Genomic DNA, 23,747 nt, shown 5'->3' with positions numbered 1-23,747 from the left:
AAAGCTAATAATAATATGCCAATCATCTTAGGAAATATTGTCGCTGTATCGAAGGAAGAGCTTGTTCCTCACTTTTTTAAGAGTGAGAGCACGCTTTATTCGAACATACAGCGCTATAAGGATAAGCCTTACGGTATTAAGCGTGTGATGTCTGGTGGCAATGGAAGACAGCTATTGGTTGATTTTGATTCGCTTGCGGGTGATATTAGAGATGCGCTGCATGACCCACGTAAGGTCGATCATATTTTAGAGCAATACTACTCGGTCGATCCTGATGCTACACGCTATTTTTCTATTTACAAATTTGCTGATGGTACTTATCTCAAACTCGACCACCAAGAGCGCTATATCATCAATGCTTCAGTGTTGAAAGCTGCTCTCGGCCTACGTGATGACCGTTTGAATGAGTGGAAGAGCAAAGGTCGATCTAAAGTAGGCCTGTACAATACTATTAAAGCTGATGTATTAAGCTTTAATGATGTGTTGCGTAAAAAATATAAAGTAGAGCATGACCTTCCAACTTCCAGCCGTTTTACAGCGACTTTAAATGACTTTGAAACTCGGATTAATGATTCTTTCAATTATGAGTCGTTGATTTCTAAAAAGCATCGCAATATCAACTCCCGTAAGGTCAATGATAGCACAATGAAGTTATTGAATGACATGTTTGCTGATAAAATACGTAAGCCGACCGCTAAAGAAATACATGAACAATATGAGGGGTTTATAAGTGGCTATATCGAAGTTGTCAATAATAAGACAGGTGAGCTGTATTCTCCTAAAGGATATAAATCACTGAGTGTTTCCACTGTAACCAACTATCTAAACCGTTGGGAAAACAAGTTAGCCACTCACCAGAAACGCTCTGACGACCGCCAGATAAACATGGGCAAATTCAAGCCCTACTACTCTTTTGAGATGCCCCGTTTTGCTGGTTCGATGATTTCTATCGATGATAGACAACCCCCTTTCAAAAATCTTGATGGGAAACGGGTCTGGTTTTACTTAGCTGTTGATGTTGGTAGTCGCGCTATCACCTGTGCTGTGCATGGTGACACTAAAGAGGGTATCATATTGGAGTTCTACAGACAGATGGTGCGCAACTATACTTATTGGGGTCTTTGTTTACCTGCTGAGTTGGAGTGTGAGATGTCTTTGAACAGTTCTTATAAGGATACGATATTGAAAGAAGGCGTCATGTTCGATTATGTGAAGATGGAAGCCAATAATGCGAGAGGAAAGTATATCGAGCGCGTGAATGAGGAATTGCGCTATCGAATGGAAAAAGGTCGCGAAGGATGGTTGGCCAGACCTAAAGCTTTGAGCGAGGCTAATCAACCCGGTGTTGATATTGAAAAAGTACCACGCATCCCCTACAAGCAAATTGTCAATGACTGTTTGCTCGATATTGACAAATGGAATAATGCCGAGCATCCAACTGAATCAGGTGTTTCTAAATGGGATTTTTTCTTAGAGCGTCAACATCCATCACTCAAAGCAATCAACTACGAGGCCATTTTACCGCATATCGGGATTCGTACTCCGAGCTCATGTAAAGTTGGCAATATTCGCCTGAATAATGGATTGTGCTTGATCGGTGATCAAGGTGCTGTAGCTAAAGGTGAGCGCTTGATACAAGTAATGAAGCAGATCGAGGGTGAAGATATTGATGTGTATTGGTTGGATGATGATCAAGGAGAGGTCTTAAAAGCATTTGCTTATGTGGATGGACAATGTATCTGTGAGCTGGTTAAAAAGCCACGTCCTGTGCGTGCAAGGATTGAAAGAACTGCTGCGGATGATCTTGCTGAAAGCTTATTGGCTGCCTATACAAATACAGTAGATGGGTTTGCGAAAAGACAACGTGATGATCTTGATGGTGTCGTGATCTTGAGGGAAGATGCCAAGCCTCTTAAACATCAAATATTTTCTCAACAAAAGCAGTACAAATATGAAGATCGTGAACCAGTGGTGATGCCACAGATTGCGGATGTTGATGATTTTGATGATGACTTTGGTACTTACACATCTGTAAGACAGTCATTGAAAAACAGATTTTAGGAAATAAATAATAGATATAAAATGAATCTACCAAAAAATTTTAAAACAGATGTCAGTGCAGCTTTACTTGCTGTGAGACCTAATTATAGCGGCACTGATGCTGCATTTGCAAAGCAGTGGGGTATCAATGGGTCGGTGTATTCTAGGATACGTAACGGGGAGACTGAGGGTATTCTGCGTGATGCGCAATGGTTGACCATCGGACGACAATTGAACATCACGGTGAATCAGCGTGTATGGAATATTGCTAAGACTGAAGTCTTCTGCATCATCGAGGAGGATATTGATTTCTGTCAAGCGCATAGTAAATCGAAGATGTTTGTAGATGACTGTGGTATCGGTAAAACATTTACAGCTAAATATCTTGCTAGAACTCGCAAGAACTGCTTTTACATTGATGCTAGCCAGTGTAAAACTAAACATTTATTCACTCGTGCACTTGCAAAAACTGTCGGTGTCGATGCGACAGGGAAAATTAATGATGTTAAAGAAGATGTCAAATATTACTTGAGAACATTACCACAACCTATGATCATCGTTGATGAAGCAGGTGATCTGGACCGCCCAGCCTTACTTGACCTGAAGGAATATTGGAATGCTACTGAAAATGCTTGTGGCTGGTACCTGATGGGAGCTGAAGGACTCCGTGAGGTAATCAAAAAAGGTATCAATTCAAAGAAAGTCGGATTCAGCGAAGTGTTTTCCAGATTTTCAGAGCGCTATACTACGGTGGTGCCAACTGATCTGCAAGAAAAGCAGAATTTTTATAAACAACTGATTACAGATGTCCTCAAAGTAAATGCGGCTCCAAATATTGCGCTAAAAGAGATCATACTTAAATGTCTTACGAAGGATGAAGACAATAAGAAGATTGGTGGGCTGAGACGTGCTGAGTCTCTTTTAATACTGCACAGCTAATATGGAAGAGCATAAAGATGAAATGCCTGAAGCAAAAATCAGGCTACTGAACCCTCGAAATGCCTACGAAAAGAAGTCTGAAAAACTGATTGGTCTGACTGGGAATTTAGCTGATGTGCTAGGTACTCCTGATGCATCTGGAATATGGCTCGTATATGGAAAAGAGAAGCACGGTAAGACGCTTTGCTCTCTTATGCTAGCGAATGCGCTAAGTGATATTAAAAAAGTCCTATACGTGAGCGCCGAGGAAGGTCTATCGCAACACTTTCAAGATAGTATGAAAAGAGCTGGTATCGAAGCGACACAGAAAAATCTATTCTTCAGTGAATATCTGACTATTAAATCGCTAAAGGTCATACTGAGAAGACATACTGCTCCTAAAATAGTTGTATTGGACAATGTAACGGCAATGCTAGCAGAATTGAGAAGAGGTATGGCTGAAAAGCTCTGTAAAGAGTTCCCAAATGTACTATTTATCTACGTAGCACATATGGTTAAAAACGAACCCTATACCGCGATTGCAAAAAATATAAAGATCTGGGCCAAGGCAATTTTTTTAGTTGAAGGTTTGAAAGCTTTAGTATCGGGTCGTGTGAAAGGCGGAGAGTTTAATTTAATAGAGATGAAAGCACAGCTGTACCATGGTCTGGATTTAAAATCTAATAACGCTTAAACAATATGAAAACGATCGTAAAACAAAAATCAGCTATTCAGCAGGTGCGTGAGTTGTCTGAAAGTAATATGAAGCAGGTGTGCCAATATATTGGAATGACTGAAGAGTTGTACTGCACACACCAGTTGCACGAATATGAGCTGTTCTTAACCACCATGTTTTCGGGTTATCCAGTTGAAATGCTGAATGAAGTCAGGTATTCATCTTTAATGGCTGGATACTGGAAAAATGAATGGAACTGGCGAAACAGTAATGATTTTCTTCCATTGGCTAAAGATGAGCTCGAACCTTTTATGTGGGTAACCAAAGAAGGTGTATTGGAATCTTATGAGCCGAACGAATGGAATGTTGGACAGCTTTTCCAAGAATACATTTGGATGAATTCCTGTAAAAAACTGATGAACTGTGACTCATTTATGAAAGGGTACAATGTGGTGCTTAAACTAATCCGTGAATCAAATAAGAAAAAACATGAAAATATTAATACTAGTAATACTTAGTGCAATAATCGTTCTGCTAAGCTCCTGTGATAAGGATGAAATTTTAGATCCTGGGGCTGCCAATACTCCAGCGAAATGTATGGGCTGTAAAAACAACGTAAGAAATCAAATCAATAATAATATAAATATCAAAAATTAAGAAAATGGAAAATACAATCGAAAAAACAACATTAAGCCCTGCTGAAGAGGTACGACTTAAGAACCAATGGGCTGCTGAAGAAAAGGCTGCTAAAAGAAAGCGAGAGGATGATATCGATGCTTACAAGGATATGATTGATGAAACTGTTTTATTCTTAGCTCCTGATCTTGCTGATTTTGGTACTCTGCAAAATTTGAAAGTTGACGAAACTTTTGATGCTTTTAAAAATGCTTTAGCACTTAAAAAGGAGCTTTATGATTACAAGGACTCGCAGTCGTCACATACATTCTCTGCTCGAAACGGCATGGCATCTATTTGTATCGGCCATAACGAAATCATTGGCTTTGATGGTACCGAGAATGCTGGAGTCATGAAGATTAGAGAGTTTATTACAACGCTGGGAGCTGATGACGAAAATCGGGAGATTTTGGCGGATCTGCTTGAAACTTTCATGAAACCCAATAAAAAGGGTGAGCTTAATCCTACTCGCGTTGTTGAATTGATTTCCAGAAAGGAGAAAATTAATAAGCCGTTATTTTCTGACGGTGTTGATATCATCGTAAAAGCGCAATTCAAGACTCGTACATCAACATTTGTAAAAGGATGGTTTAAGCGAATTAATGCCGATGGTAAGGAAGTTAAATTGGAGTTTTCAATCTCAACGAAGTAGGTTATGCAAGAGCAAGATTATGTCCCTATCATCATCCTTTTAATTCTGGTCGTGCTATTTGCTTTTTATCGAGATTTTGAAGATACCAAGAATGAGGTCAAACAGAATATTGAAGATGAAGATCATCTTCGAACAGGTGAATACCAATGGATCAAACGTGATGGTCAATATGTATTGCAAATTGAATATTTCTACTGGGAAATGGACAGGAGCTGGAATGGTGTAAGGAAATTCTATTGGAAAGATGCTACACCTGATGAAGTTGATATAGTACTTAAAGAGCCCCCACATGTATGACGAGGATAAACTAACGCTTTTCTTCTCCTTGGAGGAGAAGAAAATATTTCTACACAAAAAGGGTTATACGGTGATTCGAGTGCCTGTAGAAAAAGAAATGAGCGTTTATCAAAATGTATTTCGAACGGTGCTTTCGGCACATGATGTTGCGATAAAGGATGGGGAAAGATTTGAAATACACGACGCATTTAATAAAGAAATCAAAAAACAATTATTAAAGATATGAGAATAGGCTTTAGAAATTATTGGAAAACAGATCGCTTTTTATACATGCCGATATTAGCATTCGCGATTTGTAAGAATCGATTCGAGTTCATGATACTGGGTGTTGGTCTTAGCTTTTGGAGGGTTTAATTATGAAACAGCAAGCGTGGTTAGTAAAAGTAAGGGTTAAACATGCTAATACTAGTTATAAAATGAGTCCGCCGTTTGTGACAGTACTTGCCTTAGCTAAAACCAAAGCTGAGGCGGAGTATAGAGTAATTCAAGGAATAAATGATGCTGGTACTGATCCTGATATTACATATGAAAAATTTAGAGTTACAAAAGTTAGATGTGACATTATTGTAAGTTGTTAAAATGGCTAGAAACTATCCTGAATTTTTTGCCATCTGCAAGGCAGCTGGTGTAGATTATAAAGAAGTTGTGTCCGAATTTACTTCTGGCCGTACAGATAGCCTTCGTTCGCTTAACGATGGTGAGTATCATGAACTATTTATACATGTACGAAAATGGCAACAGACTAAACGTCCCGATGCTGTTGCTCCTGGGGATAAACAACGAAAGAAGCTTATTGCTCTAGCAGGAAAAATGAACTGGGGTAATAACACGGTTGAGATCGTGGGAAGGCTCAATAATTGGTCACAGGAAAACTACGGAGTTGAGTTGAACCAATTAGACGTTAACACCCTTAACAAAGTTTTGTGGGTGATGGAAAACAAGATTTACAAAGATTATTTAAATAAAGTTTAAAGGAGGTTTAAAAATGGATTACAAGCAAATTGACACATTCGAAAAAGTACTAGAATTTAACGGAGAAACATTGGAGCAATTCAATAATCGCACGGTTAAGATGGCACCAGATACTTATGGCTACGAAAAAGTAAAAGCTATTGTATTGGCGATGAATGGTGGTAAGAATGTTACTTCAGGTTATTGGCCTTATTTCTGGAATCCTAACGGTTCGGCTGTTGGGTTCTCGTTCCGCGCCTACTTCTACGACATCGTCTTCGCGTTTGTCGGTGCCCGCCTTCTTATGATAGATCATGAGAGAGCTATCTATGCAGGCAAAACATTTACAAAAGAATACAGTGAATACATTAACGGTTAATTGAAACATGGAAAATCTAACAATTTTAAAAGAAAATGCAGTTAAAGCTTTTGATGAAGCAAACGCAAAAGGTAAGAACCTATTGAAAAATCTATTTGGCGAAAAGGTATTCGTCAAAAATATCATAGAGCGTATCGATAGTCTGCAAGCGGCACTTGACTATAACGGTAAAACAATGGAGCGTTTCAACTGGGAAACTGAACGCGATACTGATGCTCAAAAAGCGGAAAAGGAAATTGAAGAAATTGCCCTTGCTTTAAGAGAAGGTAAAGAACTAACAATGGATCAAAGCTGGTACTATCCATATTTTGAAAGAAATACTGGTTCGGCTGTTGGGTTCTCGTACATCGTCTACTGCTACGACTACGACTACGCGTTTGTCGGTGCCCGCCGATCCGTGGATACGTCCGAAAAGGCTATACATATGGGTAAACAGTTCATTGATATCTATAACCGATCATTAGCTCTTAATAAGAGCAAGTAAATAAACTTAGGTTGTGTACTGTACTGGTTCGGCTGTTGGGTTCTCGTACAACGACTACAACTACGACAACGACAACGCGAATGTCAGTGCCCACATGCTAATAAAATTAATAACAGTACAGACCTTACCGTAAGGTAGAAAAATACACTGAATCTTTCAGGGCGTTGGTAATCTTTGAACGGATGAAGACGACCTCTAAAGCAAAGGCGAAAAAATGAAAAGAATAAACAACATATACGAACAAGTCTTCAGTATCGACAATATTTTACTTGCTGATAGAATTGCGAGACGTGGTAAGGCAAAACAGACAGGTGTGATTGAGTTCGATAAGAACTATGATCAAAACATTGCTGATCTCTATAAAGAGCTTGCTGGTAATACTTACAAGACATCACCTTATCGTTACCGAGTTATCCAGGAACGAAAGGAAAGACAAATTGCTATCCTTCCATATCGTGATCGCATTGTTCATCATGCTGTCATGAACGTTTTGGAGCCTGTCTTTGTAAGCATGTTTACTGCTGATACATATAGTTGTATAAAAGGACGGGGTGTACACAAAGCAAGCTATGCTTTACGTGATGCATTAAAGAATGTTAATGATACAACATATTGCTTACAGCTTGATATACGCAAATTTTATCCATCTGTTGATAACGAAATCTTAAAATCCTTATTAAGGAAGAAAATAAAAGATAAAGAAATGCTTTCTCTGCTTGATGGTATTATCGATAGTTCAGAAGGATTGCCGATCGGTAATTATCTCAGCCAATACCTGTCAAACTTTTATTTGACATACATGGATCACCATATCAAAGAAGTACTGGGTATTCGCTACTACTTCAGATATGCGGATGATATGATTATCCTACATGCTGATAAATCATATTTACACTACGTCCATCAAGAAATATCAAGTTATCTGTCCTCACGTCTTAAACTTAGCTTAAAACCTAATCGGGGACCATTCCCAGTGTCACTAGGAATTGACTTTGGAGGGTATGAACATTATCATACACATACCCTTTTAAGAAAGATCATTAAAAAAGCTTTCGCCAGAGCAATAAAATCAAAAAAATCAAAAGCCAGTATCGCTAGTTACCTCGGATGGGCAAAACATTGTAATTCCAAAAACTTAATAAAAAAACTTTTAAATGAAAAACTTTAGTGATTTAAATATTCAAACAGAAAGATTTACAGGGAAAAAAATAGAGATGGACGAAGTCGTTGACAAAGTCATTGAAGTGCTAGACTTCAAGATCGATAAATCAAAGTATTCAGATAAAGGAAATGGAAAGGTGATGACGATCAGTATTCGCCATGAAGACAAAGAACGAATAATATTTACCGGGTCGGTTATTCTTCAGGAACAGTGTATCAAGGTCAAAGAAATGGGAGAATTTCCATTTAAGGCAACTATTGAAGCAATGAAACCGAGAGGTTACAGGTTTATTTAAATAAATACTATAAAGTAATTACAAACCAATTTAGTTATGACAATTAAAGATTTAAAAAGTAAGATAAAAGATCTCCCTGATAACATGGAGGTCTTAATTAATCAGACTGATGACCAGTTTAATTATAGCGGTTTAAATTCGGTCACTGAAGTAGATATAAGGTTTTCCGATGGTGATACTTATGCCTATGATAAAAGTATCATCCTATCAGATGAGTTCTAAAAACACAAAATTATGACAAAGGAAGAATTAATAAAACAAGCTTATGGCGAAGTATGGGATATATTGCCAGTAGAGCAACAGACGTGTGCTCTTAAATATAATGGATGGACTTCAGTTCGTGAGTTTCGAATTGGTTACGATGAAAGTGGTAAGATTCTTAATAATACTCTCTATCGAATTTCTAGGAGAAAAGACAGCAATTTGGAATGCGATCAATTTACATACCGTCCCAAAAGCCTGAAGGGTCTTGAAAATAATAACGGGTGGAATTGTATCAATGATTGCCCAATTCCCAATGATGTGAGTAACGATAATTTGGTTCTTTATTTTTCTGATGGCAGCACTAGAAAGTTTAATGAAGAATATTCGATTTTTGAATATGTTACACACTGGCGTATTGTTGAGGATTTACCAAAACCAATGTTTAATGATCAGTTTACAGAACTTTTATTGTCGGAGGGCTAATTATGAAAAAAATGATTTTTATTGACAACGATCAAGAAAGAGATGTTAAAGAAGATGAAACATCTCATGTTAAAAGGCAATTAAGATATCACTTTGATATTGACTATAAAGATTTACAAATTATTCGAGAGTTTTATTTTAAGTGTAAAGAAGAGGGCGATGATAAGCAATATGAAATGTTATTTAATTCCAAAAATGTGATTGTAACTTATAGTATGTACACATCTTCTCATTATGGTTCACTTTTTACATTTAATCATTTCTTGAGAGTTGCTGGAAGAAATGGAGTTAAAAATATGACATATGTAAATGTTTCATCTGAAGATTATATGATTAAAGCACTCGAATATCATCGCGATGAAAAGTTCTTTTTGAATATTTTGAAAGCAGTTGCAATGAACAATCTAATTTCATACAACTACGATCTAAAAAGTCTAACGAAAGTTATAGTCGACTTAACTTCCGGGCACAATTATTTTAAAGTTATTCCAATTACAATAGAGGAATTTAATATCATGCTTGATAAATAAGGTAACATTATGACATTAAAAGAAGAAATCAAATGGCTTGAAAGTTATATAAAGAAGTTAGTCAAGCAGGGTGCGGAGGTAATTGTCCTCCGCTCCATATTATCCAGACTAAAGGGTTTGGATAAAAAAGAAGAACCTAGTCCTTATCACAATGAAGCAATGGGGTTCTATCATGAATGGTTGAAGAGCTTCGACCTCCCAGTGATCAGGAACCCTTCACAGGGTCAAGCTTTGAAATCTATACTTGCACAACTGAAGGGTGCAAGTATAGAAAAAACGGATGAGTCTGCATTTCTAAGTTTCAAAGCTATTCTGGTGCATTGGGACCGTTTGAACTTTTCGCTACAGAAGTATAAGCAGCTGGGAGCAATTAATAAGAATTTGTTAGAGATAATAGATAAGATTAAAAATGGAAGCACAAAACAACAAGCTCGAAATTTGGAAGCCGACGCGTTTGATGCAGAACTTAAACAATAATACGGCTGTAACAATGGCTCAAATGGCGAAGTATTCTCCTAATCATGTTGAGCGTAAATTTGAAGCCTATCGTGTAGCGTCTGAACAACTGGACGACCTAAAGAGGTCTGAACGATTTTTTGATAAAGAGTTTAAAGGCGATGATAGGGAAACACATCTTGCTGAGGTCCGAAACATGATTGATCAAATGGAACTGATGCTCGATGGGTTAACAGCTCCGAAAAGTATCGGTATATTGAATAGGGAAAATTCAGAGGCAGTTGTCAAAACTTTATGTTTGATGGTTAATGATCTAAGAAAGTACTTTATCCTGGATCGTATGATTACTAAGGATGGGATATTAGCTTTAGCTCCAATGATTATTGTTACACATTCATCGCTGACACTAGAAGAGATTGCTATTTGTTTTTGTAATGCTAAAAAGGGCTTTTATGGTGAAGACTTTCAGCGTATGGATGGTAGCACAATCATGAAATGGCTAAAGCTTTATGTAGAGGAAAAGCAGTTTAGATCTGCTGACAAAGAATATACTAAGGAGTGTAATTTTAAGGCAGGACAAGATGTTGGTCGGGTTGAACGTGGTGACAGCATGGAGGTGTTGTTGAAGAAAGCGACTGGTGCGGCGTTGGTGATGAAAGATATGCAGCGAAAAAATAGTAAAAAGTGATATCTTTGGGTACTAATCTAAAAGAAAATGAAAAAAATATTCTTATTATTATTGATGTTACCTCTTTTTACGAAGGCTCAAAAAGTAGTTGATCGGGTTACAATGCCAACTAAAGATGGTTCAGTTTTTTATGAGGAGGTAGTGTCTGTTGACAGTAACTTAGTTAAAAATGTATTGTACATACGAGCATTAAAATGGTTTGCTGATAATTTTAATGATAGTAACGAAGTTAAACAGGTTGAGGATAAGGAAAATGGAAAAATAGTTGGTAGTGGAATATTTGAATCTAGAAAAAATGTTTTAACAGGTGGTTTCGACAGAATATCATTTATGATTGATATTACTGTGAAAGATGGAAGGTATAGGGTTCAGTTTTATGACATAAAGGAAAAAAACATAGATGGCAAAGGTCATTCAACTTATGGATATTCTTCTATTAATTCAACTTATGAGAGACAACAAAAGGATGATAAATATATGTTTAGAGGATCTAACATTAAATCTTTAAGATTTATTGATGAAAAGATTAAGGAATTAATTCAAAGTGTGAATGTAGATTTGTCAAAACCTAACTCATCGGATGATTTTTAAATATTATTATTGCAATAAAAAAGCCCTTAAATGAAAGTTTAAGGGCTTTTTTATTGTTAAATATTTCGTATTTTTGTTTTATTCAAAATTATATTTTGTTTTCAACAAATCTATGGCCTACAATAATCGGAATTATCATCGTCGAGTGCAGTATATCGTGCAGGTATATCAAGAGGCCAAAGAGCGTGATATACCCGATACTCGTATTTTGTCGACTGTATTCCCTAAATATGGTATTCACTTGTCATATCGACAGTGGATGAATATTAAAAGTATGAAGCCCAGTGATTACAATACGAAACAATTGATGTTATTTTAAAAGGCCTTTGGAATTAACCAAAGACCTTTTTTATTATTCAATAGTTTTAGTGGTATAGACATACTGAAGAACTTTGATCTTGTCAGCTCTGTTGGGGTCTCGAACACTTGCGCGATCCAAGGGTGTTCTGATCACGGTGACGTCCATTGCACCCTGTAATTTTTTGTGCACTTCGTCAGCGATGTCAAAAACCTTCAAAGATTGTTCTAAAATATCATCTGGAGTAATGCTGCTGGTATCATCCATAAAATCAAACACGATGCTGGCTGTTAAGATTACATTACATTGTTGTTGTTTACCAGATAGCTTGGTGGTTGATGGATATTCAAGCTTGAGCAGTACTGCTGGGAAGTCAATAGATGGTCTTACTTCGTAGTTGTTCAATTGTCCTTTGTCCAGATCAATCCATGCAATGGATGGTAAGGTTTTCAATAATTGTCTTAGGTAAACAAAAAGATCTTTCATAATGACTTATATTAAAATTAGGTGCTTAATGAAAACAGGTGTCGTTTTAATCAGTTTGGCAGGATCTACCTTTGGTTTTTCTTTCATTTTAATGGTGCTTTAATTGTTATTTAAATTCGTTTGTAAATTCTTGTTTGATGACTGCTTCCAAATGACTCTTAAGTTTTGGATGTGAGCCTAGAAATTTTCGAATGGGCATACTGTAAGAATAGGCTTTATAGCTTTGACCTTGTCCTGCTGTTGTGCCTTTACTGAATGCTCCCATGCCTCCAAACATTTTTCCTTTTTTACCAGTTTTATACCTATTGCGGATGAATGTCTCTGAACGCGCAGCTCTGTTAATCATATCTCCATTGTTGTGAACAGATGCGTATGGGATATCTGAGCCAACTACCACGTGACCTATCATGCTGGATACTATCCGAGGGCTACGCTGTAATGCTCCTGTCTTAACAAGTAGCTTTCGCGTATTCTTTTTATCTTTCCGTACTGGCCACTTATTGCCAAAGAAAGATTCCGAACGGAAATTGTCCAATGACGAGTTGACGACTTCCGTACCAATGATGTCAGGCAGACGTTGTTGCACAGAATTGACCTTTGCTTGGAATTGTGCAAAGAATTGTTCTATATTTTGTTGATTGCTCATTTGTTTGTATATTTGCTTTACGGAGGTCGGCTTATGCAGGTCACCGTGCCCCAAAAGCCCTGATGTAAATTAGGGCTTTTGGCTTTTATGGCCTTTTGTAAATCCACTCTTTGTCATGGTACCTGAATAATATTGTTTTCAAATCTTGATGATCTTTCCAACGTCCGTTAACCAATCGGTTTAATATTTCTGAATCGACTTCTTCACTCAATGTGATGATGACATGATTTGCTTGCTTTGATCCTGCGCCGATGGCGTGTTTGATGTTGTTTATATTGTGCGACTTGGTCGAAAACTCCTCTTCCCATAGTTTTTTGTCTATCCGTAAATCTGATGACTTCCCTTTTTTTGCATCAGGGAAGACAATCAGCCTTTGCGCTGGATACGTGTCAGGGTCAAGGGTCGGCATGATATCGACCAATATCTTTTCTTTTCTTGCTTTTTCAGCTGCAATACTGAGCATCCGTTGATAATCGTTTGCTTTTGTATCGACCATAAAATGTTGGCGTATGATACCTAATGTCTCATCGCTAATATCTAATATGTCCATCTGCATATTATATGGGAAAAACTGTCTACTTTTCTCCATTACTTCAGCTGGCATACCAGTAAAGTATGCATGGTCTTCAGGAAATGCGAGCCCTCTTTCCCCCAAATTGACCTTAAATATCTTAGGAATGTCGGGATACACAATTTCATTATCTGGAGTCTCAGTAGCTGTACGATGCTGTTTGGTAGTTGACCTACATCCGTAATGATTTAACGGAAAGTATATTTGCCAAAATATATCATCCACATGCTTAATCACGCCATTTAACGATCGGCATAAAGCTGTTGTATTTTCATCTTCAACTGCTATAAATTCCAGATAAGGGTAAATGTGTTTTTGCTCTTGAATTCGTTGCCATTGAGCAGCCATTTGACCGCCACCAAATGCAGTTTGATATTCGATTTTGAGGTGACGTAATTGTTTGCCTGTGATAATCGCTGTTTGAATGCGGAACTCATCAAATGACCTGATCGAACCATCTGGCTTAGTCAAAGCATCGGACATTTCCTTCAACTGCGTGTAAGTCTTCGCTGCACTGAATTGCCAAGCATTCTTTTCTAGGCTATGTAGTTTTTTATAATCTGGCGTAATGAAGTCAATTTCTACATAATCTTTGTCGTACCCCTTTTTAATTGCTTCGCTCAATTTTTCACCGTAGGCTTGTATCAATACAGGGTCATAACCCTGTAATTCGGCTTGTTGCTCCCATATGTCGCGAGCTAACTTTTCGATGTATTTACCAAAATCACTACCTCCAACTGCTGCTGCAAGATCAAATTGGTCGTGATGCTGATCACAGCAGTAATAACTATCGACTGCACTACGGGATAGCCCTCCCAGATCAACGGGATGATCTGAGGGGCTTAGTCGAAAAAATTATCTGGAAGTTTAGCGTTTAGTTTTTGCCCCCCTTTGTTTTTAGTCTCATCAATTTCTTTTGTTTCTACCTCGATTAATTCAACGCCAAATTTTTCCTTAATGAATTCTACAGGAATGAAATATCTTGCATCGTTAAGAAAAGCCTTGGTATACTCAAATAATTTATTCGTGTCCTCTGCTTCGTTGTATTTAAATACAGCACCTTCTTTTATCAAACCAATCTTAGCGAGGACAGGCATAACAGTTTCGTTCATTTCCTGCTCGATATGAGACATACGTGCCTGCGCTTTGATCCAGAGCAGTTCTTGAGCTGCCTCCTCTTTTGATCTAGAGCCATTTGTGGTATCCTGTCCAACTACAGCCCCAATGATTACCAATGATATTTCATTCGTACATAGATTGATGAGGTTACGGTATACATCACCATTTGTGGTAGCTCCTGTTGCAAATTCCAAAGTTTCAGCTTCGTCAATAATGAACCATGCGGCTGCTCCCATGTCACGCATCATTTCTTCCCCACGGTTCATCATTCCTGTATCGGCAGTATTTGTTTTGAGAACTCGGGGCGGAATACCATATATTTCGCACAGTTCACTCCAGCACGACTGCGCAAAACGCTTCATGAGTACATGTGGAACTAATTTGTTTAATAATCCTAAATCACCCTGAGAAATATCTAATTTATTAAATTCAAGAATCCAAGTTCCAAATTCTCTAATTTCTCTGTAATTTATTTTGTTGGAATTATTTGTGTAGTCTTCCAAAAATGTCCCGTTCTGAGGGATAATATTTGCTCTTGGAACAACATCTACAACAAGTTTTTTATTATTTAAACTGAGTTCAATAACAGAGTATGCATAATCATCAGTCTCATGTATGGTTCCTATAATTTTTTTAAATCCAGACGAATTGCGTAGTAAACGTGTTTCACCATCATCTTCCTTATCATCATGATAAATAGTAAATGGTGATGAAAATATTTGATCTTTCAAGTTTTGTCGCTGTGAGGTTAAATGTCCATCGTTGGAAATAACATTCAGCAGTTCCTGAAGCATGTAGTTTGATGGCTCTTCAACATAATTGACCATATTGGTTGCCATTGTCCAGTCCTTGATGTCTTTTCGAGTGTGTGAAATACTCTTCAGTTTGTAGTCTAAGACTCTTTTTAAAACTGCCTTAGATGGCTTAATTTCTTTATCTTTTTTCTTTGCCATGATTATTCATGATTAAATTTTGCACGGGAACCCATGCGAAACGGTTTTGTGGAACTGATCGGGTTGCCATCTTCATCGGTAGGGTCTTCAATAGTTGGAAGAGTCATGTCATTTGCTTCCCCAGTGGCTAAATCTTTTATGTAGTCAATTGCTGCGGAATATCTGTCTCTTACAACTTCCCAATCCACACCTGCATTGCTTCTTGGGAGCAACCACCATAAGGTTACAATCTTGGTCAGTTCTAGGATCAATGGGTTTCTATCATCTCCTTCTTGAGTAAAAACAGCTTTGGTATCTATTTTTAGACGGCCATCATTTTTACTTCTATCATTTTTTGATACTAGTCGGCTGGCGACTTCTGTAATTGCTGTATTTATGGCAACAGTTATGTTTGCCGGGTCATTGTCCGCAATGTGGTTTACCTTGTATTCACGTATTACGGATTTGAGCTCCTGTGCTATTAGAAATGGCATGATTTATTGATTAGCTTCTTTGTTTAATTGATTAGCGTTTTCTTCTAAGTATTTTGATACCTGTTTATATGCATTTGTGGCACTTTTTTCGTCAAATCCTCGAAACTTTACGCGCGCTGGATAAGCATTAATAATCTTGTCATTTTCGAACTCAAGTACGATGGCCCAACCAAAGACATGTAATAATTGATTAATGATGAGGAGTAGTCCAGTTCTTCTGAATTCGTCCCAATTCTTTTTTTGAGTCATATATTTAATTGTTTAAATGTGATTAATACCTTCTTGATGGGCGGGCTCCCGATTTATACGTTCTTTTAGATCTAGAGATTTTTTTATTCAGTATCAGCCATACACCGCCTTCTTGACAATCTGGTCCATCCATGATCTTACAGTCGGGAGAAACGGCTTTCATCTGTCCATCCATCTCTTCCATATCTTCTTGACCTTTTAATTTTTCGTCGAAACACAGATTATCATCATCATCAAGCGGGGTTAATGTTCCATCAATCCGATCAAATTTATCGGGCTTGTTGCGCTCATCTTTTCTCACAGGAATGACAGGTATATCATGTTCCTTAGCATGGGCGTCAATCCTTGGTTTAATAACTTGAGAATAATGGGGGTCTTGAAGTGAATTGTTCTCAATCCAGCAATTCACAGTGTCAACTTTTTTATCCTTGCAAAACTGGTATGCACCATAAAGCCACGAAACGAACTTTGCATTTCCGACCTGCTGAAGTCTAATCCAATACGTGTAAAATTTGGGTGATTTATAACCGATGACCTGCACTGATTTAAACGATCTCTGATTCTTTGATTTACCCGTTTGTTTATCTTTATTGGATGTAGACGGATCTGCATATATCACGACGAAGTCACAGGTGTTGATCGGCGGTGCTTTCACATATTTAACAGTTTTGAAAGAAGAGCCCTCAACAATGGGATCATTGAAATATTCTCGTTGTCTTGCTGTTCGTCCAATAGTCTTAAGTACACGGTCGATCATTTCTTCCGTATTCTTAGATGGCCATGTACTATTCCCATCTTTATCCCGAATATTAACGATTTCCTGTTTATCGGCTTTCTTAGCCATCTCGGTTATACAGCAGTATTTTGCGATAATATTTCCACAGGCAATAATTAGTAAAGCTTCTGAAATGGCTCTTGTAGGAATCAATGCAGATTCTATCCATTCCACTTTCTCCTTAATGATGTCTTTATTCCTACAGTCAACATCCGTATCAATATCATCTATGAGGATAACATCTGGCCTTACGGCATCATTCCGTGTACCACGTGGAGATTGTCCTGCGCCTAAGGCCCGAAAAGAAGCACCTGCCTTTGTTTTGAATTCGTGAGCCTCCCAATTGCCTAGGGTCTGTTGAAGTCCGTAGTCATTGATGATCCGATTATTTGATTCAAAGTTTACTTTATATGGAAGTAACAGACGTTTAGCATTTTCTAAAGAATCAGAAACTAACAGGATGTTTCTTTTCTTTTTAGTAAGGACTAAATAGATAATCTCCATCATTGTCCTTGCTGATTTCGCTAATTCTCTAGCCCATGATCTTACGAGATAAAACTCGGGATTGTTCAAAACCAACCAAGTTGATTTTTTATGAAATGGTGCAGGATCTGAAGTATAAAAGTTAGGGAAATAATAGGCAAACCACGCTTCAGGATCTTTCTCTAACCGAGCAATCCTTTGTCTTTTTGCTAAAGGAGTCTCAGATAAATCAATCGGTGTGGCTCTATTTACATTCTCCCTAAAGCTGTTCCAGTCTTCAAGGTATCTTCTGTCGCTCTGTATGCCCATTATTTAATCATAAGAGTTTGAATGAGTAAATCGCAATACGATGTCACTCGCTTTGCAAATTCCAGATCATCTTGTTGAATCAATGCAATTAGTTTTTTTGATACTTCGACCGTTTCGCCGACCCCAGTCTCTGTCTCAAGCTTGGCAATGGATGACGTTATTTTGGAAATGATATCAGCTTCGCCATTACTTGGATAGTTGCCATATTTGATTGGGAAATCTGTTGGATTGTAATCTTGGTATCTGAGAGTTTCATCACCCTGAGCATCTCTGAGTTTTATCGGTTTCAAAATACTAGCAGGTATATCATAAACGATAGGCCTAGCCTTAATCTCTGAGTTGATTTTTTCTAACTGGTCATACAGGTTGGCAATCTGATTGTCTTTAGTTGTTAATAGTGAAGTTTTTAGCTTTTTCCATCCTCCATCCGTAATCCATTTACCAATTGTTTTTTCGGTCACACCAACACGTTCTGCAATAATCTTCTGATGCAGATCTTCTTTCACATATAATGTCTTTGCATACTCTTTTGCTTGGATTTTTGATAATGCCATCTTTCTCCTTTTTGCTCAAAAGTCTCATGAAAAAGGCTCTATTTGAATTAGTTGTGCAATCCTTGCGCAACTAATTCAATAAGCTTCCAAAGTTGGATTCCTTTGTCCTAACAAAGCAGATAAGAAGTTTAAAAAGCATGGCAAAAACATTTGTATTAAACGATGAATCCATCACCAATAGTTACGGGTTCAGGATCATGAATGAGGGTATCGACCTCGAAAGATTCAAAGCTAACCCAGTAATGCTGTCGGATCACTGGAACTCGACGAACAACGTTATCGGACGATGGGAAAACATCCGTATTGAAGGGAATCAATTATTGGCAGATGCCGTTTTTGATTTGAATGATGAAGATGCAGTAAAAATTTCAAGCAAGGTTGATGGCGGTTTTTTAAAGGGTTGCTCGATGGGTATCACTTTTAGTCATCAGTTCATGGAAGAAAGACCGGACGGCTCGTACTGGCTCTTAAAAGCTGAACTTTTTGAAGTGTCGATCGTAGCGGTGCCGAGCAATGCCAACTCTATTAAGCTCTATTCTAAAACAGGGGAACTCCTCGATGAGGAACAAATTACGCTTTCTCTAAAATCAGTCAATAAATTAAATATCGATAAGCAAAACAAGACTATGTCAAAATTAATGTTAAGTGCTGCCTGTGTAGCTGTATTGTCTACCTATGGTCTGCAAAGCGCAGAATCACTCGAGGAAGTGGACGGCGCCGTATTGAAACTTTCTGCAAAATTCACAGCTTCAGAAATTGCCCTTAAAAATGAAAAGGATCAGCATGCAGCTCTCAAAGCAGCTGTTAAGTCCGAGAAAGAAAAGGTTTTCAATGAATTGTTGGATAAAGCCAAGCTGACCGTAGATGAACGCAAGGACTTTGAAGAGCTTGCTGAGATTAAATATGATCTGGCATTTCGTCAAGTTGAAAAATTGGTCAACAATAAAACCTCATTAACTGAACTTTCAAGCCGTAAAAAGACAACAATCGAAGGGAAGGAAAAATGGACTTATGCGGAATGGCAGGACAAGGCTCCCGAAGAGCTTGAATTGATGTTCAAAGAAGATCCTGAAAAATTTGCAGAGCTATTCGGATAGAATCAAAAGGAGTAATTAACAAAGTCAAAAAAGAAATATTAGCTAAAAAATTATGGCATTAATAGATGGGAATTGGTTGAACCAATTTGTTGCACCTGGTCTACTTGAAGAATTTAAAAATTATAAAGATGACTTTATCGGTGTATTGGGGTCAGCCAATAAATCCGCAATCAGTGCGGACGGTATTCGTTTCAATAAGTTGATCAATAACGTTGAGTTTAAAGTCAACAATCAGGATGAATTTACTCCTGCTAAGATGGTTGGAAAAAAAGGTCTTATCGAATGGGATAAATTTGACACGACTCCGACTGAATGTGACGATAAAGAGGTTCGTAGTCTCCAGTTTGATAAACGTGCGGAAGTGCGTGTAAAACAGTTCGAGGCATTTCAGCTCGGCTTAAGAGACTATACATTGAATAAGTTGGCTCCCAATGCAAACGCAGTCGGAATGCCTGTTTTACGTACAACGGGTGAAGATGATGGTACAGGACGTTTACGCCTGACCTATGCCGATCTGATCAAGTTTTATGGCATTATCAAAACCTTAAATTTAAAAAATCCAAAAGGTTTGCAGTTTATCGTTTCAAGTAATCACCAGCAAGATTTAATGCATGATAGAGCTTCCACTAATAATTACCGTGAAGGTATCCGTATCAATCCGCAGACCGGTGAATTGTTAGGGTTCTATTCATTGAATCTTTGGGAAAATAACAAAAACCCAATTTACGGTGCAGATGGTGTTCTAAAAGGTATCGGTGAAGCTTATGTGAATACAGATAGAGATGCCTCGACCTTCTTTTACAGTCCGAACACGGTGTATCATTTGGATAAATTAAAAATCCTATATGATCCTGAAGTGACCGACACTAGAAGTGCAGATCCTGTGAGCGAAATCCGTATTCAGGCTTATGGTCTGGTCGATAAGATTCAAGATCATGGTTTCGGGGCATTGGTTTCAGGAATCAAACCTTAGTCGTATGAAGCACATCGAAAAACTGTTAAGAACATTTGAGTATGAAAGCTGGTCGGATCTGACCAGCTCTCTATTTCCTTCAATCAAATATAATATGTCTGCTGTAGTTCTTTCGACAAGTGCACTTTCAGTAGCGACATACAAGATTTTTGGACTCGATGTGTTGGCCACTATTGCCTTTGTCTGCGTCATGATAGTGGAAGTGTTTTCAGGCATGATTGCGTCGAAAGTAGCACAGATACCTGCAAGTTCGACCAAGATGAGTCGCTTCAGTTTGAAGATGGCTTGTTATCTGGTAATGCTATTTGTCAGTAACTCTTTTGCAGAAAGTTTTAATGTTAAGGGGTCAAATGTCGGCTACTGGTTTTTTGATTGGTTGCATTTATTTCTTGCAGTTCATATCGCAACTGAGAATATTATCAGCATAGGTGAAAATCTTGGCGTAATCAACGGTAAAGGAAAAACTTATTGGATCAGCCAGATTCAGGATAAAGTGAACGAATTATTTAAGTTAAAAAGAAATGAAAACTAGTCAATTTATAGTTTCGGCTGCGGAATGGTACAATGGTCGTACTGAGAAGACTGGTAATGCTGGCTTTCATGATCCATCTTTTGAAAAGGAGTTGAAGTCAGTGGGTTGGTACAAAGGATTGGCATGGTGTGCTTTCTTTACCAAGTTGATCTATACGAAGGCTTATGCTTCTGTTCCTCTTTCAAGTGTGATACGTAATCGCTTTAACGGTGGTGCATTGGCAACATATAATAATGCTAAGGCTGATGGCATATTGAAAGTGTCGGATGTCCCTGCTGTGGGTGCGATAGCTGTTTGGCAACATGGTTCTAGCTCGGCTGGTCATGTGGGTATTGTGAAGTCTTTTGATCTAAAAACAAATACCATGCATTGTATTGAAGGTAATACGAATGCGTCTGGGAGTCGTGAAGGTGATCAAGTGGCTATTAAAGCTCGGACTATTAAAAGGGCTCGAACTGCTTCGGGTTTGAATTTGAAGGGGTTCATATTACCAATCGAATTATAATGAAAAACATTGCTTGGATATTGTTAGTGTGCGTAACCCTGTGGAGTTGCAAAAGCCGTAAAAGTCAAGTGCACAAAAGTTCGATAGACTCGAACTCATTAAACCTTGAACTAAACAACTTAGATGTAAAGGCAGGCCTATACAGGGTAACTAACGCGTCCGGAACGCTGGATAGTAATTGGAATATTGCGATGCGCTTTGAAAACTTTTCGGGAATTATCTATACCGATGGAAAAGTTGAAGGTAAAGCAGATCAGGCAGAGGTCATAAGGGGCGGTTCTAAAAGTACCAAAGAAAATCAAACCGTTAACGAAGGTGACACAACCAGATCAACCAAAGTTGATCTACAAGTGGAAGAAACCTCATATAAGAAAAAGGAAATAGACCGCCAAAAAGAGGTCGAGGGTATGATAATCCCTTGGTGGGTATGGCTCTTGGGAATAGCTGCTATACTCTTACTCGGATACTTCGTGGTATCCAAAGTTAAATCAAAATTAAAACCGTTTTAAAAGCCATTTAAATATTATGGAACATAAAGAAAATACATTGGAAAAGAAATTGGCAATCGTATTTGCGCAATATCCAAAACCTGCAAATGACATTCTTTACTCAACTCATGATGAGCGCATCTTTTTGTCTGAAGGATATGCAAAGTCACATGCATTCAAAATGAAAGACACTGAAGTTACTCCTCACCGTCGATCAGATTATCAAAACAATAAATTGTCAGAAGAAAAATCCACTACTAATCCTGACATAGTTACAAAGACAGGAAAACAAGTGGATTCTAAACAGTTGGACTTGGAGCGTGAGGCATTAAAAGCTAATTATCTCAAGTTGTACGGCAAAGCTGCACAAGGAAATATCGGTATCGATAAGCTCAAGGTTAAAATAGCTGAGAAGGAGGCTGAATTGGCTGCCCAACTTGAAAAAGATGGTTCAAATAAAGAATCAGGTCTGATAACTGAAATTACTGGAAGTGAAACAGATGGTGCGAAAAATGAAGGGTCTGGTAAAAATGAGGAAAATGATTAATTAATCGGGGCTTTAAATTAAAATAAAAAAAGAATGGGAAAATATCAATATGGCTGTAAAAAAGCTACGTATGGAACAATGGATCCCGCTACTGGCGCAATGCTCACTCCAAAGGAACTTGAGATTTATAAAGACACAATATCGCATGATGATGGCGAGTCGACAGCAACAAAGCATTATCAGCAAGGTAATAATAATGCTAAAGTGATTCGCTACAGTGTGGCTGATGAAACGATTACATTCCAGATCTTAAAAGTTGATGCTGAAGAGAAGTTAGCATGGCTAGGGGGGACCGTAACGGATGTGGAGGGATTAAAAACATGGCATAAACCAAAAAAGAAATTGCCTACCAATAAATTCTTACATTTTGATCTTGAAGATGGTAGTGCAATCATCACTCCGAACATGAGCTGTATGGCTCAGTTAAAAAATGATATTAATGATGAAGCTGTTGTAACAATCACAGTTGTAGCAACTGTACAAGATACAGGTATTGAAAATGTGGAGGCATTTTCTTGGCCAGATGCACCTGAAGATTAACATAGTTCTATGGAAGCAAATAAAATTGAGCTCCAAGCAACTGAGACTCTATTACAAAGGGGCGTGAGAGTTAGGGTTCGCGCCCCTCTTTTTTTGAGAATTTTTCAAAAGCGCAGTGTTGAAATTGTCTTGAGGAGCCCTACAGGCGGAGCACTAATGAGAATGGGGTATTGGTATCTGCACTGCCAACTGTCAATTGATGATCTGAAAAAAATATCGATTGAAAATGCAATGCTATTCAATGTTCGTTATGGTAAATATATATATAGGGCATTGGCCTGTCTGTTCTTGGTAGATAAACGCTTGACATGGCTATTGCTTAAGCCATATTCGAAATGGTTACAGGAGTCCCTGTCTGTATCAGAAGCACTGAGTCTTTTACAGATTAGTATCCTACATGGGGGTCTGGAGGATTTTATGATTACTACCAGATTGGTAAGATCGAAGATGATCACACCGCCAAAACTGGGTCAAATGACCAAGAGGAGTTAATTGCCGTAGGTATGCATAGCCCTTGGGGTCTTTTAAATCAAATTTCTGATAAAAAAGGCTGGACACAAAATTACATGCTTGAAGAGATAAGCTGGGTTAATCTACAGATGTATATGGTAGATCAAGTGAAAATGATAAAACGGTCAAGCTTGGTAATCAAGGGTGATTCTTTAAAA

36 protein-coding genes are annotated in these 23,747 nt (G+C 37.9%); 28 read left to right on the top strand and 8 right to left on the bottom strand.

Annotated features, from left to right (window positions below; genetic code table 11):
- Positions 1-15: 15 nt before the first annotated feature.
- The 20 genes from KO02_RS16955 to KO02_RS16860 all read left to right on the top strand — a co-directional run bounded on the left by KO02_RS16955 (position 16) and on the right by KO02_RS16860 (position 11,800).
- Positions 16-2,061: a hypothetical protein gene (locus tag KO02_RS16955; protein WP_038700188.1), complete on the top strand. Its 2,046-nt coding sequence runs from the start codon at positions 16-18 to the stop codon at positions 2,059-2,061.
- 21 nt (positions 2,062-2,082) lie between these two features.
- Positions 2,083-2,979 carry an ATP-binding protein gene (locus KO02_RS16950; RefSeq protein WP_038700186.1) on the top strand — a complete coding sequence of 299 codons (897 nt, stop codon included), beginning with the start codon at positions 2,083-2,085 and terminating at the stop codon, positions 2,977-2,979.
- Position 2,980: 1 nt separating this feature from the next.
- Positions 2,981-3,652 carry a hypothetical protein gene (locus tag KO02_RS16945; RefSeq protein WP_038700184.1) on the top strand — a complete coding sequence of 224 codons (672 nt, stop codon included), beginning with the start codon at positions 2,981-2,983 and terminating at the stop codon, positions 3,650-3,652.
- 5 nt (positions 3,653-3,657) lie between these two features.
- A complete protein-coding gene (locus KO02_RS16940; protein ID WP_038700182.1) occupies positions 3,658-4,152 on the top strand; it encodes a hypothetical protein in 495 nt (164 codons plus the stop codon).
- Positions 4,153-4,295: 143 nt separating this feature from the next.
- Positions 4,296-4,961, top strand: a complete 666-nt coding sequence (locus KO02_RS16935; protein WP_038700180.1) for a hypothetical protein — start codon at positions 4,296-4,298, stop codon at positions 4,959-4,961.
- Positions 4,962-4,964: 3 nt separating this feature from the next.
- Positions 4,965-5,258 carry a hypothetical protein gene (locus KO02_RS16930; protein ID WP_038700179.1) on the top strand — a complete coding sequence of 98 codons (294 nt, stop codon included), beginning with the start codon at positions 4,965-4,967 and terminating at the stop codon, positions 5,256-5,258.
- On the top strand, positions 5,251-5,484 hold the full coding sequence (locus tag KO02_RS16925; RefSeq protein ID WP_038700177.1) for a hypothetical protein: 234 nt from the start codon (positions 5,251-5,253) through the stop codon (positions 5,482-5,484). Before KO02_RS16930 ends, KO02_RS16925 begins: the two co-directional genes overlap by 8 nt.
- Before the next feature lie 130 nt (positions 5,485-5,614).
- Positions 5,615-5,836: a hypothetical protein gene (locus KO02_RS16920; RefSeq protein WP_038700175.1), complete on the top strand. Its 222-nt coding sequence runs from the start codon at positions 5,615-5,617 to the stop codon at positions 5,834-5,836.
- Position 5,837: 1 nt separating this feature from the next.
- Entirely contained in the window at positions 5,838-6,230 is a 393-nt protein-coding gene (locus tag KO02_RS16915) for a hypothetical protein (protein ID WP_038700173.1), read from the top strand.
- Between the two features lie 13 nt (positions 6,231-6,243).
- A complete protein-coding gene (locus KO02_RS16910; protein ID WP_038700171.1) occupies positions 6,244-6,588 on the top strand; it encodes a hypothetical protein in 345 nt (114 codons plus the stop codon).
- A 7-nt stretch (positions 6,589-6,595) separates the two neighbouring features.
- Positions 6,596-7,072 carry a hypothetical protein gene (locus KO02_RS16905; protein WP_038700169.1) on the top strand — a complete coding sequence of 159 codons (477 nt, stop codon included), beginning with the start codon at positions 6,596-6,598 and terminating at the stop codon, positions 7,070-7,072.
- A 214-nt stretch (positions 7,073-7,286) separates the two neighbouring features.
- Positions 7,287-8,240, top strand: coding sequence for a reverse transcriptase domain-containing protein (locus KO02_RS16900; protein WP_038700167.1), 954 nt, complete (start codon positions 7,287-7,289; stop codon positions 8,238-8,240).
- The gene (locus KO02_RS16895) at positions 8,227-8,529 is read left to right on the top strand and encodes a hypothetical protein (protein WP_038700165.1); all 303 of its coding nucleotides are present in this window, start codon (positions 8,227-8,229) and stop codon (positions 8,527-8,529) included. The genes KO02_RS16900 and KO02_RS16895 overlap by 14 nt, the downstream gene beginning before the upstream one ends.
- Before the next feature lie 36 nt (positions 8,530-8,565).
- Positions 8,566-8,751: a hypothetical protein gene (locus tag KO02_RS16890; protein WP_038700163.1), complete on the top strand. Its 186-nt coding sequence runs from the start codon at positions 8,566-8,568 to the stop codon at positions 8,749-8,751.
- 12 nt (positions 8,752-8,763) lie between these two features.
- Positions 8,764-9,216 (top strand): hypothetical protein, encoded by a 453-nt coding sequence (locus tag KO02_RS16885; RefSeq protein ID WP_038700161.1) that lies wholly within the window; start codon positions 8,764-8,766, stop codon positions 9,214-9,216.
- Between the two features lie 2 nt (positions 9,217-9,218).
- The gene (locus tag KO02_RS16880; RefSeq protein WP_038700159.1) at positions 9,219-9,746 is read left to right on the top strand and encodes a hypothetical protein; all 528 of its coding nucleotides are present in this window, start codon (positions 9,219-9,221) and stop codon (positions 9,744-9,746) included.
- A gap of 9 nt (positions 9,747-9,755) precedes the next feature.
- A complete protein-coding gene (locus KO02_RS16875) occupies positions 9,756-10,223 on the top strand; it encodes a hypothetical protein (protein WP_038700157.1) in 468 nt (155 codons plus the stop codon).
- Positions 10,204-10,890 (top strand): hypothetical protein, encoded by a 687-nt coding sequence (locus KO02_RS16870; RefSeq protein ID WP_038700156.1) that lies wholly within the window; start codon positions 10,204-10,206, stop codon positions 10,888-10,890. The genes KO02_RS16875 and KO02_RS16870 overlap by 20 nt, the downstream gene beginning before the upstream one ends.
- A 27-nt stretch (positions 10,891-10,917) precedes the next feature.
- Positions 10,918-11,481, top strand: coding sequence for a DUF4468 domain-containing protein (locus KO02_RS16865; RefSeq protein WP_038700154.1), 564 nt, complete (start codon positions 10,918-10,920; stop codon positions 11,479-11,481).
- A 112-nt stretch (positions 11,482-11,593) separates the two neighbouring features.
- A complete protein-coding gene (locus KO02_RS16860) occupies positions 11,594-11,800 on the top strand; it encodes a hypothetical protein (RefSeq protein WP_038700151.1) in 207 nt (68 codons plus the stop codon).
- Positions 11,801-11,833: 33 nt separating this feature from the next.
- On the opposite strand, the gene KO02_RS16855 is transcribed toward KO02_RS16860, so the two are convergent.
- The 8 genes from KO02_RS16855 to KO02_RS16820 form a co-directional block, all read right to left on the bottom strand.
- Positions 11,834-12,265, bottom strand: a complete 432-nt coding sequence (locus KO02_RS16855) for a hypothetical protein (protein ID WP_038700149.1) — start codon at positions 12,263-12,265, stop codon at positions 11,834-11,836.
- A 106-nt stretch (positions 12,266-12,371) separates the two neighbouring features.
- Positions 12,372-12,911, bottom strand: a complete 540-nt coding sequence (locus KO02_RS22950) for a phage virion morphogenesis protein (protein WP_144243354.1) — start codon at positions 12,909-12,911, stop codon at positions 12,372-12,374.
- Positions 12,912-12,996: 85 nt separating this feature from the next.
- The gene (locus KO02_RS16845; protein ID WP_144243353.1) at positions 12,997-14,106 is read right to left on the bottom strand and encodes a minor capsid protein; all 1,110 of its coding nucleotides are present in this window, start codon (positions 14,104-14,106) and stop codon (positions 12,997-12,999) included.
- A 218-nt stretch (positions 14,107-14,324) separates the two neighbouring features.
- On the bottom strand, positions 14,325-15,554 hold the full coding sequence (locus KO02_RS16840; protein WP_038700145.1) for a DUF935 family protein: 1,230 nt from the start codon (positions 15,552-15,554) through the stop codon (positions 14,325-14,327).
- Positions 15,555-15,556: 2 nt separating this feature from the next.
- The gene (locus KO02_RS16835) at positions 15,557-16,027 is read right to left on the bottom strand and encodes a hypothetical protein (RefSeq protein ID WP_038700143.1); all 471 of its coding nucleotides are present in this window, start codon (positions 16,025-16,027) and stop codon (positions 15,557-15,559) included.
- 3 nt (positions 16,028-16,030) lie between these two features.
- On the bottom strand, positions 16,031-16,276 hold the full coding sequence (locus tag KO02_RS16830) for a hypothetical protein (protein ID WP_038700141.1): 246 nt from the start codon (positions 16,274-16,276) through the stop codon (positions 16,031-16,033).
- A gap of 22 nt (positions 16,277-16,298) precedes the next feature.
- Complete coding sequence (locus KO02_RS16825) at positions 16,299-17,843, bottom strand: hypothetical protein (RefSeq protein WP_038700140.1); 1,545 nt, start codon at positions 17,841-17,843, stop codon at positions 16,299-16,301.
- Positions 17,843-18,397 (bottom strand): hypothetical protein, encoded by a 555-nt coding sequence (locus tag KO02_RS16820; RefSeq protein ID WP_038700138.1) that lies wholly within the window; start codon positions 18,395-18,397, stop codon positions 17,843-17,845. The genes KO02_RS16825 and KO02_RS16820 overlap by 1 nt, the downstream gene beginning before the upstream one ends.
- A gap of 137 nt (positions 18,398-18,534) precedes the next feature.
- On the opposite strand from KO02_RS16820, the gene KO02_RS16815 reads away from it, so the two are divergent.
- The 8 genes from KO02_RS16815 to KO02_RS16780 are packed head-to-tail and all read left to right on the top strand — an operon-like array spanning position 18,535 to position 23,571.
- Positions 18,535-19,494, top strand: coding sequence for an HK97 family phage prohead protease (locus tag KO02_RS16815; RefSeq protein WP_051960005.1), 960 nt, complete (start codon positions 18,535-18,537; stop codon positions 19,492-19,494).
- A gap of 52 nt (positions 19,495-19,546) precedes the next feature.
- A complete protein-coding gene (locus tag KO02_RS16810) occupies positions 19,547-20,467 on the top strand; it encodes a hypothetical protein (protein ID WP_038700136.1) in 921 nt (306 codons plus the stop codon).
- Between the two features lie 4 nt (positions 20,468-20,471).
- Positions 20,472-20,999, top strand: coding sequence for a phage holin family protein (locus KO02_RS16805; protein WP_038700134.1), 528 nt, complete (start codon positions 20,472-20,474; stop codon positions 20,997-20,999).
- Positions 20,989-21,504, top strand: coding sequence for a CHAP domain-containing protein (locus tag KO02_RS16800; protein WP_038700132.1), 516 nt, complete (start codon positions 20,989-20,991; stop codon positions 21,502-21,504). Before KO02_RS16805 ends, KO02_RS16800 begins: the two co-directional genes overlap by 11 nt.
- Positions 21,504-22,013 carry a hypothetical protein gene (locus KO02_RS16795; protein ID WP_038700130.1) on the top strand — a complete coding sequence of 170 codons (510 nt, stop codon included), beginning with the start codon at positions 21,504-21,506 and terminating at the stop codon, positions 22,011-22,013. The genes KO02_RS16800 and KO02_RS16795 overlap by 1 nt, the downstream gene beginning before the upstream one ends.
- Before the next feature lie 16 nt (positions 22,014-22,029).
- The gene (locus KO02_RS16790; protein ID WP_038700129.1) at positions 22,030-22,539 is read left to right on the top strand and encodes a hypothetical protein; all 510 of its coding nucleotides are present in this window, start codon (positions 22,030-22,032) and stop codon (positions 22,537-22,539) included.
- Positions 22,540-22,572: 33 nt separating this feature from the next.
- Positions 22,573-23,079 (top strand): hypothetical protein, encoded by a 507-nt coding sequence (locus KO02_RS16785; protein WP_038700127.1) that lies wholly within the window; start codon positions 22,573-22,575, stop codon positions 23,077-23,079.
- A 9-nt stretch (positions 23,080-23,088) separates the two neighbouring features.
- Positions 23,089-23,571, top strand: a complete 483-nt coding sequence (locus KO02_RS16780) for a hypothetical protein (RefSeq protein WP_038700125.1) — start codon at positions 23,089-23,091, stop codon at positions 23,569-23,571.
- Positions 23,572-23,747: the final 176 nt, after the last annotated feature.

This window comes from Sphingobacterium sp. ML3W (genome assembly GCF_000747525.1).
In the GTDB taxonomy this organism is placed as follows: Bacteria; Bacteroidota; Bacteroidia; order Sphingobacteriales; family Sphingobacteriaceae; genus Sphingobacterium.
This window is presented reverse-complemented; position numbering and strand designations above follow the sequence as displayed.

Bases quoted from the DNA above. Each gene is read 5' to 3' on its own strand.
- KO02_RS16955 (WP_038700188.1), top strand. From the start codon at position 16: ATGCCAATCATCTTAGGAAATATTGTCGCTGTATCGAAGGAAGAGCTT.
- KO02_RS16950 (WP_038700186.1), top strand. From the start codon at position 2,083: ATGAATCTACCAAAAAATTTTAAAACAGATGTCAGTGCAGCTTTACTT.
- KO02_RS16945 (WP_038700184.1), top strand. From the start codon at position 2,981: ATGGAAGAGCATAAAGATGAAATGCCTGAAGCAAAAATCAGGCTACTG.
- KO02_RS16940 (WP_038700182.1), top strand. From the start codon at position 3,658: ATGAAAACGATCGTAAAACAAAAATCAGCTATTCAGCAGGTGCGTGAG.
- KO02_RS16935 (WP_038700180.1), top strand. From the start codon at position 4,296: ATGGAAAATACAATCGAAAAAACAACATTAAGCCCTGCTGAAGAGGTA.
- KO02_RS16930 (WP_038700179.1), top strand. From the start codon at position 4,965: ATGCAAGAGCAAGATTATGTCCCTATCATCATCCTTTTAATTCTGGTC.
- KO02_RS16925 (WP_038700177.1), top strand. From the start codon at position 5,251: ATGTATGACGAGGATAAACTAACGCTTTTCTTCTCCTTGGAGGAGAAG.
- KO02_RS16920 (WP_038700175.1), top strand. From the start codon at position 5,615: ATGAAACAGCAAGCGTGGTTAGTAAAAGTAAGGGTTAAACATGCTAAT.
- KO02_RS16915 (WP_038700173.1), top strand. From the start codon at position 5,838: ATGGCTAGAAACTATCCTGAATTTTTTGCCATCTGCAAGGCAGCTGGT.
- KO02_RS16910 (WP_038700171.1), top strand. From the start codon at position 6,244: ATGGATTACAAGCAAATTGACACATTCGAAAAAGTACTAGAATTTAAC.
- KO02_RS16905 (WP_038700169.1), top strand. From the start codon at position 6,596: ATGGAAAATCTAACAATTTTAAAAGAAAATGCAGTTAAAGCTTTTGAT.
- KO02_RS16900 (WP_038700167.1), top strand. From the start codon at position 7,287: ATGAAAAGAATAAACAACATATACGAACAAGTCTTCAGTATCGACAAT.
- KO02_RS16895 (WP_038700165.1), top strand. From the start codon at position 8,227: ATGAAAAACTTTAGTGATTTAAATATTCAAACAGAAAGATTTACAGGG.
- KO02_RS16890 (WP_038700163.1), top strand. From the start codon at position 8,566: ATGACAATTAAAGATTTAAAAAGTAAGATAAAAGATCTCCCTGATAAC.
- KO02_RS16885 (WP_038700161.1), top strand. From the start codon at position 8,764: ATGACAAAGGAAGAATTAATAAAACAAGCTTATGGCGAAGTATGGGAT.
- KO02_RS16880 (WP_038700159.1), top strand. From the start codon at position 9,219: ATGAAAAAAATGATTTTTATTGACAACGATCAAGAAAGAGATGTTAAA.
- KO02_RS16875 (WP_038700157.1), top strand. From the start codon at position 9,756: ATGACATTAAAAGAAGAAATCAAATGGCTTGAAAGTTATATAAAGAAG.
- KO02_RS16870 (WP_038700156.1), top strand. From the start codon at position 10,204: ATGCAGAACTTAAACAATAATACGGCTGTAACAATGGCTCAAATGGCG.
- KO02_RS16865 (WP_038700154.1), top strand. From the start codon at position 10,918: ATGAAAAAAATATTCTTATTATTATTGATGTTACCTCTTTTTACGAAG.
- KO02_RS16860 (WP_038700151.1), top strand. From the start codon at position 11,594: ATGGCCTACAATAATCGGAATTATCATCGTCGAGTGCAGTATATCGTG.
- KO02_RS16855 (WP_038700149.1), bottom strand. From the start codon at position 12,265: ATGAAAGATCTTTTTGTTTACCTAAGACAATTATTGAAAACCTTACCA.
- KO02_RS22950 (WP_144243354.1), bottom strand. From the start codon at position 12,911: ATGAGCAATCAACAAAATATAGAACAATTCTTTGCACAATTCCAAGCA.
- KO02_RS16840 (WP_038700145.1), bottom strand. From the start codon at position 15,554: ATGGCAAAGAAAAAAGATAAAGAAATTAAGCCATCTAAGGCAGTTTTA.
- KO02_RS16835 (WP_038700143.1), bottom strand. From the start codon at position 16,027: ATGCCATTTCTAATAGCACAGGAGCTCAAATCCGTAATACGTGAATAC.
- KO02_RS16830 (WP_038700141.1), bottom strand. From the start codon at position 16,276: ATGACTCAAAAAAAGAATTGGGACGAATTCAGAAGAACTGGACTACTC.
- KO02_RS16825 (WP_038700140.1), bottom strand. From the start codon at position 17,843: ATGGGCATACAGAGCGACAGAAGATACCTTGAAGACTGGAACAGCTTT.
- KO02_RS16820 (WP_038700138.1), bottom strand. From the start codon at position 18,397: ATGGCATTATCAAAAATCCAAGCAAAAGAGTATGCAAAGACATTATAT.
- KO02_RS16815 (WP_051960005.1), top strand. From the start codon at position 18,535: ATGGCAAAAACATTTGTATTAAACGATGAATCCATCACCAATAGTTAC.
- KO02_RS16810 (WP_038700136.1), top strand. From the start codon at position 19,547: ATGGCATTAATAGATGGGAATTGGTTGAACCAATTTGTTGCACCTGGT.
- KO02_RS16805 (WP_038700134.1), top strand. From the start codon at position 20,472: ATGAAGCACATCGAAAAACTGTTAAGAACATTTGAGTATGAAAGCTGG.
- KO02_RS16800 (WP_038700132.1), top strand. From the start codon at position 20,989: ATGAAAACTAGTCAATTTATAGTTTCGGCTGCGGAATGGTACAATGGT.
- KO02_RS16795 (WP_038700130.1), top strand. From the start codon at position 21,504: ATGAAAAACATTGCTTGGATATTGTTAGTGTGCGTAACCCTGTGGAGT.
- KO02_RS16790 (WP_038700129.1), top strand. From the start codon at position 22,030: ATGGAACATAAAGAAAATACATTGGAAAAGAAATTGGCAATCGTATTT.
- KO02_RS16785 (WP_038700127.1), top strand. From the start codon at position 22,573: ATGGGAAAATATCAATATGGCTGTAAAAAAGCTACGTATGGAACAATG.
- KO02_RS16780 (WP_038700125.1), top strand. From the start codon at position 23,089: ATGGAAGCAAATAAAATTGAGCTCCAAGCAACTGAGACTCTATTACAA.